The organism is Psychrobacillus sp. 05T411, from assembly GCF_056396485.1.
Window position 1 is genome coordinate 37,254 of the sequence record NZ_JBFTLO010000022.1, and the last position, 13,857, is coordinate 51,110.

12 protein-coding genes are annotated in these 13,857 nt (G+C 37.2%); 9 read left to right on the forward strand and 3 right to left on the reverse strand.

Going from position 1 to position 13,857, the window contains the following annotated elements; all coding sequences use genetic code 11:
* Nucleotides 1–8 precede the first annotated feature (8 nt).
* Entirely contained in the window at nucleotides 9–335 is a 327-nt protein-coding gene (locus AC1DFT_RS15500) for a YlaH-like family protein (RefSeq protein WP_478159636.1), read from the forward strand.
* Nucleotides 336–525: 190 nt separating this feature from the next.
* Here AC1DFT_RS15500 and AC1DFT_RS15505 read toward each other — a convergent pair whose 3' ends face one another.
* Both AC1DFT_RS15505 and AC1DFT_RS15510 read right to left on the reverse strand, forming a co-directional pair.
* On the reverse strand, nucleotides 526–729 hold the full coding sequence (locus tag AC1DFT_RS15505) for a YlaI family protein (protein ID WP_478159637.1): 204 nt from the start codon (nucleotides 727–729) through the stop codon (nucleotides 526–528).
* Nucleotides 730–740: 11 nt separating this feature from the next.
* Nucleotides 741–1,238 (reverse strand): peptidyl-prolyl cis-trans isomerase, encoded by a 498-nt coding sequence (locus tag AC1DFT_RS15510; protein ID WP_478159639.1) that lies wholly within the window; start codon nucleotides 1,236–1,238, stop codon nucleotides 741–743.
* 177 nt (nucleotides 1,239–1,415) lie between these two features.
* Here AC1DFT_RS15510 and AC1DFT_RS15515 point away from each other — a divergent pair, with 177 nt between their 5' ends.
* The 3 genes from AC1DFT_RS15515 to pyc all read left to right on the forward strand — a co-directional run bounded on the left by AC1DFT_RS15515 (nucleotide 1,416) and on the right by pyc (nucleotide 6,385).
* On the forward strand, nucleotides 1,416–1,697 hold the full coding sequence (locus tag AC1DFT_RS15515) for an Fpa/YlaN family protein (protein WP_478159641.1): 282 nt from the start codon (nucleotides 1,416–1,418) through the stop codon (nucleotides 1,695–1,697).
* 67 nt (nucleotides 1,698–1,764) lie between these two features.
* Nucleotides 1,765–2,931: an FtsW/RodA/SpoVE family cell cycle protein gene (locus tag AC1DFT_RS15520; RefSeq protein WP_478159643.1), complete on the forward strand. Its 1,167-nt coding sequence runs from the start codon at nucleotides 1,765–1,767 to the stop codon at nucleotides 2,929–2,931.
* A 13-nt stretch (nucleotides 2,932–2,944) separates the two neighbouring features.
* The gene (gene pyc, locus AC1DFT_RS15525) at nucleotides 2,945–6,385 is read left to right on the forward strand and encodes a pyruvate carboxylase (RefSeq protein ID WP_478159645.1); all 3,441 of its coding nucleotides are present in this window, start codon (nucleotides 2,945–2,947) and stop codon (nucleotides 6,383–6,385) included.
* An 844-nt stretch (nucleotides 6,386–7,229) separates the two neighbouring features.
* Here the strand turns inward: pyc and AC1DFT_RS15530 are convergent.
* Nucleotides 7,230–8,141 carry a COX15/CtaA family protein gene (locus AC1DFT_RS15530; protein ID WP_478159647.1) on the reverse strand — a complete coding sequence of 304 codons (912 nt, stop codon included), beginning with the start codon at nucleotides 8,139–8,141 and terminating at the stop codon, nucleotides 7,230–7,232.
* A gap of 323 nt (nucleotides 8,142–8,464) precedes the next feature.
* Between AC1DFT_RS15530 and cyoE the strand changes: the two genes are divergently transcribed.
* The 5 genes from cyoE (at nucleotide 8,465) to AC1DFT_RS15555 (ending at nucleotide 13,434) form a co-directional block, all read left to right on the forward strand.
* Nucleotides 8,465–9,388, forward strand: coding sequence for a heme o synthase (gene cyoE, locus AC1DFT_RS15535; RefSeq protein ID WP_478159649.1), 924 nt, complete (start codon nucleotides 8,465–8,467; stop codon nucleotides 9,386–9,388).
* 101 nt (nucleotides 9,389–9,489) lie between these two features.
* A complete protein-coding gene (gene coxB, locus AC1DFT_RS15540; protein WP_478159651.1) occupies nucleotides 9,490–10,572 on the forward strand; it encodes a cytochrome c oxidase subunit II in 1,083 nt (360 codons plus the stop codon).
* A 33-nt stretch (nucleotides 10,573–10,605) separates the two neighbouring features.
* Complete coding sequence (locus AC1DFT_RS15545) at nucleotides 10,606–12,468, forward strand: cbb3-type cytochrome c oxidase subunit I (protein ID WP_478159653.1); 1,863 nt, start codon at nucleotides 10,606–10,608, stop codon at nucleotides 12,466–12,468.
* A 2-nt stretch (nucleotides 12,469–12,470) separates the two neighbouring features.
* A complete protein-coding gene (locus tag AC1DFT_RS15550) occupies nucleotides 12,471–13,097 on the forward strand; it encodes a cytochrome c oxidase subunit 3 (RefSeq protein ID WP_478159655.1) in 627 nt (208 codons plus the stop codon).
* 1 nt (nucleotide 13,098) lies between these two features.
* The gene (locus AC1DFT_RS15555) at nucleotides 13,099–13,434 is read left to right on the forward strand and encodes a cytochrome C oxidase subunit IV family protein (RefSeq protein WP_478159657.1); all 336 of its coding nucleotides are present in this window, start codon (nucleotides 13,099–13,101) and stop codon (nucleotides 13,432–13,434) included.
* Nucleotides 13,435–13,857 lie beyond the last annotated feature (423 nt).

Below are 13,857 nucleotides of genomic sequence, written 5' to 3' on the forward strand. Positions count from 1 at the left end.
GAACAACCTTGGAAGAACAGCAATTCGTATTTGGCAGAATGTCTAGTATATCAAAATTTATCTACGAGATAATGCCAAATTTCGACATAGCGGGTTATGTATTATTTTTGACAATTTTCTTGTTATCCGTGCTTGTGTACAAGCTAGGATTTGCAAAAAAATTACGTGTTGGACAAAATATTGTCATTTACGTATTCTTATTTTTAGGATGTTTGATGTTAACGTTTTTAGCGTTTTTCCTTCCTGTTGTCGAAGGATTAATCGTGGCAGCGCTCATTTTAATCATTTATAAGATTCGTTTACGACTTGAGAAAAAACAAAGCTCGACTACTTAACAGTAGTTGAGCTTTGTTTTTTTGCATAATAGGGAGACTGCGCCGTAGTGCGTTGAATAAAGCGTCCGACCAGTAGCGAAAATGCCAGCGGACTCCTCATTCAACTCATTACGTCGCAGTATCTCTATATCTCGAAGTAAATAATAGGACACTACCCACCATCTTGAAGCAGGTAGTGTCCTATTATTTGTTAAAATTCATTATCGATTAGTTTGGATGTTTTGTAGAAAATGAACTTGCCTGTTGCTAAGCGTGCGTTTGTTTTATCTTCGATACGGTCATGACAGACGGGACACATATACGTGTGAATTAGCCGATTTCTTAGCTTTTTTGCTAACGGCAAATCATCGGAGAGCACGTCGATTCGATCGCATATGACACATTGTACTTTCATAAAATCAACTCCTATTCGATACGAAATGCAGTAACCAATTTAATCGGACTATTAATATTGGAACCATCTTTTTTAATAACATGCACAGGACCGTCTTCACGAAGCGGTTTCCCTTTATGGCTAAATTTTAGTAATAGAGAATCTAATTCATTTAATGGAAAACGATGCTCTCCTTCAGTAGTTTCAATGATTAGCGAAGAAGCTTCTGCTAGTGGCTCGGCGTTCAAGATAAACGGTTTTAGCTCTACACCAAAAGTGCTTGTTAGTACTTTCGTGCGCTCGTATTTTTTTTCCGATTGCAAAGTAGGAGGAACAGTAGAGCCTTCTATAATTTCACGTGACCAATGAGCGGAAGTCACTTTTGTGTATTCCTCTAACTCATCTTTATATTCATATTCTCCTGAGAAAAATTCATCTAAATCAATTTTTCGATCATCAAAAATCCAAACAGTTGGATCAAGCGTAATAGTAAATTTAACTGCACCTGTAATAGGGATAATAAATTCCAACGAAATTGCCTCCTCTTATCTCTTTTATCTAACTAAGTATATCGCTAAAATCAAAATATCTAAAGAATCTTTCACTTTTTTCTAAACTAAAATGAGAGAACACTTGCATTTTTTCTCATCAAAAGATACACTTTAGGGAGGTAATTAAGTAGAAATTATAATAATGGGGGCGTCCTCATGGATACTAAAATACAGCTTTCGTATCAAGAAAAAGCATTAGAGCTTTTAAAAAATGATGCGGAAAAGATTGCACAACTTATAAAAGTGCAAATGGACAATTTAATGATGCCTCAATGTCCGCTTTATGAAGAGGTTTTGGATACTCAAATGTTTGGACTATCGCGCGAAATAGATTTTGCGGTCAAACTTGGACTTTTAGAGAAAAGTGAAGGAAAAGAAATCATTGCTTCACTAGAACAAGAGTTATCCGTTTTACATGATATCCATACAGAAAAATAATTATAAAACTCAAACGATGCTTTCTGTTTGAGTTTTTTTTTCTAATGGAAGAAATAGAGGTTTAAACATGATCCCATATTTAAAACGATTTTTAAAAAACTTTGATTATCCGCTATTTTTTGTTTATTTAGTATTAAGTTTATTTGGTTTGGTAATGATTTACAGTGCTAGCATGGGTTGGGCAGTAATTAATTATAGCAGGGAACCTGATTATTTTTTCAATAAACAAATAAAAAATCTAGTAATTGCAATTCCTACGTTTTTTTTAGCGGCTTTTTTCCCTTATAAGCATTATAAAAGTAGGGGAATGATGCAACTTATGCTTATTGTAATGTTCATACTTTTAATATTAGTACATTTTATCGGGACAGGCGGAGAGAGTGGATCTCAGAGTTGGATTCATTTAGGTTTTGGGAATATTCAACCTTCCGAAATTGCAAAAATAGTAATAGTTTTATATTTTGCTGGTATTTTTACAAAAAAATATGAGAATGGCACGTTGAATAAATTAAATGAATCGGTAGGACCTCCATTATTAGTATTATTTTTTGTATTTGTACTGATCATGATGGAGACAGACGTTGGGAATACAATGATTATAAGTTTTGTTGCAATTTCGGTTATTGCAGCTAGCGGAATAAAATTAAAATCTTTTTCCAAACTTGTCGGATTAATTGGTATAGTAATAACAATGGGACTATTTGCAATCTATATTATGAAGGATACATTTATAACTCCCCGTCGACTTGGACGATTAGAAGCATTTTTTAATCCGTTTGACTATGAGAAGGATTATGGTTATCAAATTGTAAATGGATATATTGCAATAGGATCAGGTGGTTTAAAGGGATTAGGTTTAGGGAATTCCAATCAGAAGTATGGTTACTTGCCTGAACCACATACAGATTTTATAATGGCTATTATAGCGGAAGAGCTTGGACTGATAGGGGTATCCATCATCTTATGTGGACTGTTTTTTATCGTATTGAGAGGAATAACAATTGCTTTATCAACACGAGATCCACAAGCTCGAATGATTGCTGCTGGCATGGCCAGTATTATTGGTTTTCAAACATTTGTTAACTTAGGTGGAATGCTAGGTATTATTCCGCTTACTGGAGTTCCACTTCCTTTTATTAGTTACGGTGGTACTTCTATCATTATATTATCCGCAGCAATTGGGATATTAATGAATGTATCTATGTTTGTAAAGCATGAAAAAACAAAAGAATAAGGGGTGCCAATGGATGGAGAATATTAAGAAAATTGTTGTTGCAAACAGGGGAGAAATTGCCATTCGAATCTTCCGCGCGTGTACGGAGTTAAATCTGCGTACCGTCGCGATTTATTCTAGAGAAGATAGCGGTTCTTTTCACCGTTTTAAGTCGGATGAATCTTATTTGGTTGGGGAAGGCAAAAAACCAATCGATGCTTACCTAGATATCGAAGACATCATTCGTATCGCAAAAGAGAGTAATGCGGATGCTATTCATCCAGGTTATGGTTTTTTATCTGAAAATTTAGAATTCGCTAAACGTTGTGAAGAGGAAGGGATTATTTTTATAGGTCCTACTTCCGAGCATTTAGATATGTTCGGAGATAAAGTGAAGGCCCGCGCGCAAGCGGTAAAAGCAGGTATTCCAGTTATTCCGGGTAGTGATGGTCCAGTTCAAAGCATAGAAGAAGTTCGAGCATTTGGTGAAACGCATGGCTATCCACTTATGATCAAAGCTTCCCTTGGCGGCGGTGGCCGTGGGATGCGTGTTGTACAAACGAAGGATGAATTGGAAAGTGCATACGAACGTGCTAAATCAGAAGCGAAAGCTGCTTTTGGATCGGACGAAGTGTATGTGGAGCGATTTATTTTTGAACCTAAGCATATTGAAGTTCAAATATTAGGGGACAAACATGGTAATTTAATTCACCTGTATGAACGTGATTGTTCGATCCAAAGAAGACACCAAAAAGTAGTGGAAATTGCCCCTTCGAATTCATTAAGTTCTGAATTACGCAATAAAATATGCCAAGCTGCTGTTCAATTAATGCAAAATGTTTCATACATAAATGCAGGAACTGTAGAATTTTTAGTAACAGACGATGAATTTTTCTTTATCGAAGTAAACCCGCGCATTCAAGTAGAGCATACGATTACAGAAATGATCACGGGCGTAGACATCGTACATGCGCAGATTAAAATTGCGGATGGTTTAGCCTTAAATAGTGAGAATATGGGAATTCCGAGTCAAGAGAATATTCCTCTTTTCGGATTTGCTATACAATCCCGTGTGACAACTGAAGATCCATTAAATAATTTCATGCCAGATACGGGGAAATTAATGGTGTATCGTTCGGGTGGTGGATTTGGTGTCCGTCTAGATGCGGGTAATGGCTTCCAAGGAGCAGTGATCACCCCTTACTATGATTCCCTGTTAGTAAAAGTTTCTACTTGGGGTATGTCTTTTAAAGAAGCTGCAGCAAAAATGGACAGAAATCTACAGGAGTTTAGAATTCGTGGTATTAAAACGAATATCCCTTTCCTTGAAAAAGTGGTAAAACACCCAAGTTTTCTTTCTGGACAATTTAATACTAGTTTTATAGATTCGACACCTGAATTGTTCTTATTCCCGAATCGAAAAGACCGTGGAACAAAATTGTTAAATTATATTGGAAATGTAACGGTAAATGGATTCCCTGGTGTGGAACAAAAATCCAAGCCAGTATTTGGAGTACCAAGAAAACCAACAGTAGATATTTCACAAGCACCACCTTCCGGTACAAAGCAAATTCTTGAAACACAAGGTGTTGAAGGCGTTATTAAGTGGGTGAAAGAGCAACAAGGCGTGTTATTAACAGACACTACATTCCGCGATGCTCATCAGTCTTTACTTGCAACACGTGTGCGCTCGCATGATATGTTTAGTATTGCGAAAGAATCTGCACAAGGATTGCATAATCTATTCTCCTTTGAAATGTGGGGAGGAGCAACCTTTGATGTTGCCTATCGTTTCTTAAAAGAGAGTCCTTGGGATCGATTGCTTAAAATGCGTGAAATGATCCCGAATGTATTATTCCAAATGCTATTCCGAGGAGCAAATGCAGTTGGATATAAAAACTATCCTGATAATGTAATTCGGGAATTTATACAAAAATCTGCGGAAGCAGGAATAGATGTATTTAGAATATTCGATAGCTTGAACTGGATAAAAGGAATGGAAGTTGCAATCGATGCGACCAGACAATCTGGAAAAATCGCAGAAGCAGCTATATGTTACACCGGAGACATTTTAGATGACTCTAGAGCTAAGTATACAGTGCAGTACTATAAAGATATGGCGAAAGAGTTAGAAGCTGCAGGAGCTCATATTTTGGCGATTAAGGATATGGCTGGTTTATTAAAACCGGAAGCTGCCTATCGTTTAATCAGCGAGCTAAAAAGTACAGTCGATTTGCCAATCCATCTACATTCACACGATACGAGCGGAAATGGTATTTATATGTATGCAAAAGCAGTGGAAGCAGGAGTAGATATTGTTGATACTGCATTAGGTTCAATGGCTGGATTAACATCACAACCAAGTGCAAGTAGTTTAAGTTATGCCATGTCAGGATCCAATAGAGAAGTTGTTGGTGACGTTGACGCTTTTGAAAAAATATCTTATTACTGGGAAGATGTACGTAAATACTACCAAGACTTTGAAAGTGGCATGATGAGTCCACATACAGAAATTTACGTACATGAAATGCCAGGTGGTCAGTATAGTAATCTTCAACAACAAGCAAAAGGAGTGGGCCTCGGGGAAAGATGGGAAGAAGTTAAAGAAATGTATTCCCGAGTAAACTTATTGTTCGGCGATGTTGTAAAAGTTACACCTTCTTCTAAAGTAGTAGGGGACATGGCATTATTCATGGTTCAAAATAATTTGGATGAAGTGTCTGTAATTACAAGAGGAAAAACAATCGATTTTCCAGACTCCGTAATTGAGTTTTTCGAAGGATATATCGGACAGCCCTATGGCGGTTTCCCAGAAGAACTGCAGAAAGTAATATTAAAAGACCGTCAAGCTATTACAGTTCGTCCTGGTGAGTTATTAGAACCGGTTGATTTTAAAGCTGTAAGGGAGCTACTGTTTAATCAACTAGGGCGTCCTGTGACAAGTCAAGAAATTTTAGCGTATACTTTATATCCAAAAGTATTTGAAGAGTATAGTGCTACAGAAAAGAATTTTGGTGATGTGTCCGTTTTAGATACACCTACATTCTTATACGGTTTACGACTTGGGGAAGAGATCGAAGTAGAGATAGAAGTTGGGAAAACGTTAATCATTAAATTGGTTTCTATCGGTGAACCGATGCAAGACGGTAACCGCGTCATCTATTTCGAACTAAATGGTCAGCCGCGTGAAATAATCATTCAAGATATGAATATTGAAGTTAGTCACTTGGCGAAACAAAAAGCAGATTTAACGAATGAACGTCATATTGGAGCAACCATGCCAGGAACGGTCTTAAAAGTTGCTGTAGATACAGGAAGCAAAGTAAAAAGAGGTCAACATATGCTTATTACCGAAGCGATGAAAATGGAAACAACCGTACAAGCGCCATATAATGGTACGATTAAGGAAATTCATGTGATAGCAGGAGAAGCAATCGCAACAGGTGATTTATTAATCGTGATGGATAAGGAATAAAAAAAGGCTGTTTGACAAATATTTGTCAAACAGCTTTTTCTAATTCGTGACACATGGTAGTACATTCTTTAAAGATGCTTTTTAGTGAAACTGCGTGGCAGAGACCGCTGTGATTTTCGCTGCAGTCGTACGCTTTCCACCGGGTAAGCGATGAGCCTTCACTGCCGCTTAGGCGGACGTTGTGAAGTCTCATTTTGCTCACTTATCCGGTAGGAGTCGACGGCTGTAGCGAAAATCAAAAAAAATTGCCCAATTATCCATACCATCCCGTTAAAAAACAAAATTTCAACCGGTTTTTCCATTGGATTCATCCAATAAATGGCTTAGGGCAACCAACCGATCACTGGGAGCAACCAGTTCTACTACGAAAGCAACTAAATCAGCACGAGTGCAACCAAATTAATCGTGAAAGCAACCAATTCTCAAAATAGCTCTTTACTTGATGTGAGACAACTATAATTCCGACCTATTATAGGAGTTATATGTACTAAAGCCCGCCTAACACGCCTGGTCGGCATCTACTCGACTAGTTTGTCGTGTTCAGCTATCTTATTGTCGCGTTAGTAGTGGATATTGTCTCGTTCAACCATTTATTGTTAATAGGGGATCTCAATAATTTAGCAATTTCCATTGATTTTCGCTGCAGGGCGGCGACTCCAGTGAAGGCTCATCTTTCACCCCGTGGAAAGCGTACGCCCTGAAGCGGAAATCACGGTGGTCACCTTACCACGCAGTATCCCTATATTACGAAATAAATAGGACACTACTTGCTCATTTCGAAACAAGTAGTGCCCTATTATTTGTTTATTCTTTTGTTAATAGGGAACATGAAATAAACATATACTTAATTTTTTGCCCTACTTCTCGATAACAATAGAATCATATAGCATAATAACCCAAAAAGTAATGAGATAAACAATGAATGTAATAACGCAATATACAAGTTTAACTTAGTTAATATAACGAACATCCCGGAAAATAGCTGACATGATACTAATATAAGTGCGATGATCCAACTCCAATAAATTGTTCGTTGAGATTTGTAATTTTTTATAACATGAATTGTTGCGATTAGTATCCAAATAAAAATCAATCCAGCAGCAACCCGGTGACCCATTTGAACCCACTCGTACAAGTTTGTAGGTAATGAAAATTCGTCATTTCGACATAATGGCCAATCCCGACACACTAAGCTAGACTCTGTATGTCGTACAAGTGCACCTGTATAAATGACTACATACGAATAAAGTGTAATACCAATTGTATGAAATTTTAGGGTTTTACCTATTCTAATATTACCTGTGTCGAATTTCCTATCGACTTCAAAAACTAATAAAGTTAATAATAATACGGCCGCAAACGAAATAAGAGAAATACCAAAATGAAGTGCAAGGATAAAATCACCCTGTCCCCATTTTACTTGTGCAGCTCCAATAAGAGCTTGTAATACTAAAAAAAAGACTGCCATGAAAGATAAGAATTTTGTTTCGCGTACATGTCCTAAAGAACGCCAAGCCCAAACAGCTAGAGCGACGATAAAAATACCGACTGCTCCTGTTACAAGACGATGTGAAAATTCAATTAAAACTTCTGTTGTTATTACATCTGGAATAAGTTGTCCATTACAACCTGGCCAATGTCGTCCGCAACCCATGCCGCTATCAGTTTTCGTAACTAGTGCCCCGCCTAAAAGGATGAGTAACATACCAACTGTAGAAGCTATAGCAAGGGCTTTTAAATATTTATGAATGTGCAATGCGCCACCTACTTTATGTATCTTGTTCGTCTATTAAAGACGGTATCTGCTACTAGATAATATCGAAACATGAGAAAAATTACAATGTATATACGTTGAACACCCTAGAACGAAAAAGGTATTTCACAAATTGTTCATAAATTCGTGCTCGAACCTTCACAAATAACGACAAAAAATGATTTACTATGGATATGTTCTATCGATATTTAGATTTTTATAGAACTTATTATTCGAAAATCTTTATTCACTATAGAAATCAGAAGGGATTTTCGATATAGTAAAAGGTAGCGGAATATGCTTACAATTTTGAAAGGAGGGGCAGCATGTCAAATGGTCATTCATTAACCGCTACTACCGAAGCTGAAACAGAACCAGTATCTAGTTCATTTTTGAAAGATTTTCTGTCGCTTATTAAAATTGGAATAGTCAATTCCAACTTAGTAACGACATTTACTGGAATGTGGCTAGCTTTTCAAATTACTAATGTCAATTTTCTACATGAGTTAGATTTGTTATTTTATACGCTTTTTGGCTCAGCACTTATAATTGCAGGATCGGCGGCAATGAATAACTATATCGATCGTGATATTGACCCTATAATGAAAAGTAAGAAAGGTAGACCTACTGTTACTGGAAGATTCACACCATCAGCCGTGCTGATAACTTCCTTTTCATTTTTAATTGTAGGTGAAATCTTGTTATTTATGGCTTCAACTTCTGCGGGAGTTTGGGGACTGGCGGGGATTATTAGTTACGTTGTTTTATACTCTATGTGGTCAAAAAGAAAACATGTTAGTAATACAGTAGTAGGTAGTATTTCAGGTGCTATACCTCCATTAATCGGATGGGCAGCAGTAGAACCAGGTCTCAGTTTTGGTGCGCTTGCATTATTCTTAATAATGTTTGCTTGGCAGCCACCGCATTTCTATGCGCTTGCAATGAAGCGAACGGAAGAATATCGAGCAGCTAATATTCCAATGTTACCTGTTGTAAAGGGTTTCAAACGTACAAAAGTATCTATGCTTTTATGGATTTTACTTTTGTTCCCATTACCCTTCTTATTATTGGATTTAGGAATTATTTTTGTGGTGTTAGCAACGGTGCTTAATATTGGCTGGTTATTGCTATCAATTAGAGGCTTTCGTGTGGAAGATGATATAAAATGGGCTACTCGTATGTTTATCTATTCGTTAAACTATATGACGATTCTCTTTGTATCGATGATTATCTTTTCTATCTTTATTTAACTACTGGGATTCTTTCTTTTAGTCACCAAGAATTCATATAAAACAGAACGACCGTCCAAATGCACATGAATACAACTATGAAAGAGGGGTTTGATTTAGCTATGATGAAAGGGCTTAAAAAATGGCGACTTTTTTCACTGTTAGCAGCTCTAACGATTTTCCTATCGGGTTGTGGCGAGGAATACTTATCAACACTTACACCTGCTGGACAAGTCGGAAGAGATCAATTTAATTTACTACTATTATCTACTGGTATTATGACATTAGTTGTTATCGTAGTAGTAATTATTTATGTACTTGCAATAGTGAAGTTCCGACGTAAAAAAGTTGGAGAAAATGTGATTCCTAAACAAGTGGAAGGAAGTCACACACTAGAAGTTATTTGGACAGTTATTCCAATTCTTCTATTAATAGTACTTGCTGTTCCAACTGTAATCTATACCTATAAACATGCTGATGTATCAGCAATGGATCATGTAGATGCAGAAGGAAACAAAACAGCTGTTACAGTAAATGTAACTGCAAAACTATATTGGTGGGAGTTTGAATATCCAGATTTAGGCGTTGTTACTGCACAAGAACTTGTAGTTCCTACAGGGGAAAAAGTTTACTTTAACTTAAAAGCAGCTGACGTTAAACACTCATTTTGGATTCCAGCAGCTGGTGGTAAGTTAGATACAAACGTAGAAAACGTCAACCAATTCTATTTAGAATTTGATAATGAATCTGCTGGATTAAAAGACGGCGTATTTTACGGGAAATGTGCGGAGCTTTGTGGTCCATCCCATGCTTTAATGGATTTCAAAGTTAAGACATTGAGTCGTACTGACTTTAATGCATGGGTAGAATCAGCGAAAACAACAGAAGCTGTTGCAGACGGTGACCTTGCTACTCAAGGAGAAGAAATTTTTAATACAAGCTGTATCGCATGTCATGCAACTTCGGCTGCTGGTTCTGCTGGTGGAGTTGGTCCAAACTTAGCTGCATTTGGAGACCGTAATCGTGTTGCAGGATTTATGGAACATACAGAAGAGAATTTAAAAAATTGGATTAATGATCCACAAAGCTACAAACCAGGTAACCTAATGCCGCAGCCAGAAACATTGAACAATGGCGAAAAATTTAGTGAAGAGCAATTAGATGCTCTTGCAGAATATTTAATGGGACTATCTATTGAAAAGTAATTTCAATAGATAATTATGAGGGAGGTTAAAGTTGTGAGTTCTATCGCACAGAAAAAAGGCTTTGGCGCAACTCTATGGGACTATTTAACAACAGTCGACCATAAAAAAATCGCTGTCATGTACCTCATCGCTGGTGGATTATTTTTCGTAATCGGCGGTATTGAGGCAATGCTAATTCGTATCCAATTAGCAAAGCCAGATAACGATTTTGTTAGTGCAGGTCTGTTTAATGAAATTATTACAATGCACGGAACAACCATGATTTTCCTTGCGGCCATGCCGATATTATTTGGATTTATGAACGCAGTTATGCCACTTCAAATTGGTGCACGTGATGTTGCGTTCCCATTCTTGAATTCACTTGGTTTTTGGTTCTTCCTATTTGGTGGTCTATTCCTTAACCTTTCTTGGTTTATGGGGGGTGCACCTGACGCAGGATGGACGTCTTATGCGTCATTATCATTAGCTTCACCAGGTCATGGTATTGACTTTTATGCTATTGGACTTCAGATTGCTGGTGCCGGAACTTACATAGGTGGTATTAACTTCCTTGTAACGATTATTAATATGCGTGCACCAGGTATGACATATATGCGTATGCCATTATTTACTTGGACAACATTTGTTGCAAGTGCCTTAATTCTTTTTGCTTTCCCACCACTTACGATCGGGCTATTCTTCTTAATCCTTGACCGTATGTTCGGAGGAAACTTCTTTGACCATACAATGGGTGGTAATACAATTATTTGGGAGCATTTATTCTGGATTTTCGGACATCCTGAAGTATATATCTTAATATTACCTGCTTTCGGTATTTTCTCAGAAATTTTCACTATTTTTGCTCGTAAACGTCTATTCGGTTATTCATCTATGGTATTTGCGACTGTATTAATCGGTTTCTTAGGATTCATGGTTTGGGCTCACCATATGTTTACAGTTGGTTTAGGGCCTACTGCAAACGCTATTTTCGCAGTAGCTACAATGGCGATCGCTGTTCCTACTGGTATGAAAATCTTTAACTGGTTGCTGACGATTTGGGGAGGAAATATTAAAGTTACGACTCCAATGTTGTACGCTTTAGGATTTATCCCATCTTTCGTAGCAGGTGGGGTAACAGGAGTTATGCAAGGGGCTGCACCTCTTGACTATCAATTACATGACTCTTACTTTATCGTTGCCCATTTCCACTACGTAATCGTAGGTGGAGTAGTGCTTGCAATTTTAGCTGCAGTGCATCTATATTGGCCATTAATGTTTAACCAAATGTTAAGCGAAAAATTAGGTAAATGGACTTTCTGGTTCTTCTTTATCGGTTTCCATTTAACTTTCTTTATCCAACATTTCTTAGGGCTAATGGGGATGCCACGTCGTGTATTTACGTTTAGAGCAGACCAAGGTTGGGATTTATTCAACTTAATCAGTTCTATCGGTGCTGCTTTTATGGCAATTGGTGTTATTATTCTTGTTGTTAACATCATTATTACGGCTGTTAAAAACGTACCAGTTGGAAATGATCCATGGGAGGATGGTCGTACATTAGAGTGGGCTATTCCACAACCAGTACCATTCTATAACTTTAAACAAACTCCACTTGTTCGTGGACTTGACACATTCTGGATTGAAAAACAAGAAGGAAATAAAGAAGGCATGACATATGCAGAACCTATTTCTGATATCCATATGCCAAATAACTCATTTGTCCCTTTCATGATCACATTAGGTACATTTATAGCTGGTTTCGGAGCACTTTATCATGGTGAAAAAGAGTGGGGAGTCCCAGTATTAGTACTTGGTTTAGCTATCACTTTTGCTTCAATGGCTGTTCGTTCATTAAAAGATGATCATGGTTACCATATTCACAAAGAAGATTTGATGAATGAAAAAGGGGGTAAATAATAATGGACTTAAATAAAAAGTACACCCCACAAACTTGGCCGGATCACCCAGAACAAGTTACAATGGAAGGTAAGAATAAGTTTTTAGGTTTCTGGCTGTTTCTAGGTGGAGAAACTGTACTATTTGCAAGTTTATTTGCTACTTATTTAGCGCTTAAAAATAAAGGACCAAGTGGTATGGAGTTTTCTACTCAGTCATTATTTGAATTACCGCTTGTATTCATTATGACAATGGTACTTCTTACTTCTTCTTTAACAAGTGTTTATGCAATGTATCATATGAAAAATCATAACTTTAAAGGTATGCAACTTTGGTTAGGAATCACAGTAGTTCTAGGTCTTTGCTTCTTAGGTTTAGAAATTTATGAGTTTAATCATTATGTACATTTAGGCTTTAATTATAGTCAAAGTGCGTTTTCATCCTCTTTCTTTACCTTAGTTGGTACGCATGGTATACACGTAGTAATAGGTTTAGTTTGGTTTATCCTATTAATCGTACGTAATGCAAAACGTGGATTTAATTTGTATAATGCACCAAAATACTATACTGCTTCTCTATACTGGCACTTCATCGACGTTGTGTGGGTATTCATCTTTACGGTAGTATACTTGATGGGAGTTGTTGGTTAATATGTCTCACGAAGCTCAAGTTTATGTTAAATCAGACGCTGAATTTAATTATTTGAAGCAACAGAGAAGAAAAGATATGCGTGGCCAATTAACAACATTTGCAATTATGATTTTCTTTACTCTAATTGCGTTCACTACTGTTGCTGCTGATTTCTCTAAGTATTTAATAGCACCTGTAATTTTGTTACTTGCTGTAGTTCAAGTAATATTACAACTTTTTTACTTTATGCATATGAGTGAAAAAAATCATAATGTTCCGATGTATTTCTTGTTTGTTGGAGCATTCTTCGGATTTATCTTCATCCTTACGTTCTTAACGATCATTTGGTGGGGTTAATCCAAACAAAAAAAAGTCGAGTCTAAGAATCTTCTTAGTCTCGGCTTTTTTTTCTTGGGAAGTTCCTAAATTAATGGTACGTGCAAAATTCCTTCAAACTCTAGAAGGTATAGCGCTTTTTAGGGAAACTGCGACATAGTGAGTTGAATGAGGTATCCGTTGGGATTTTCGCTGCAGGACGGACGCTTTCCGTGGGGTGAGTGATGAGCCTTCACCGCCGCTTGCGCGTACGTTGTGAAGTCTCATCTTACTCAGGCAGAGGAACAAAGGCTAAGAGCGCCACATCGTGTGGCAACGCCTTCGTGACCAACATCCTGTTGCCCTCCACTAGAGTCGCCGCCTGCAGCGAAAATCCATGGGAATTACTATCTAATTTAGTGTCGACACATATCAAAGGTTAAATTAATCCATTCTACTATGTAA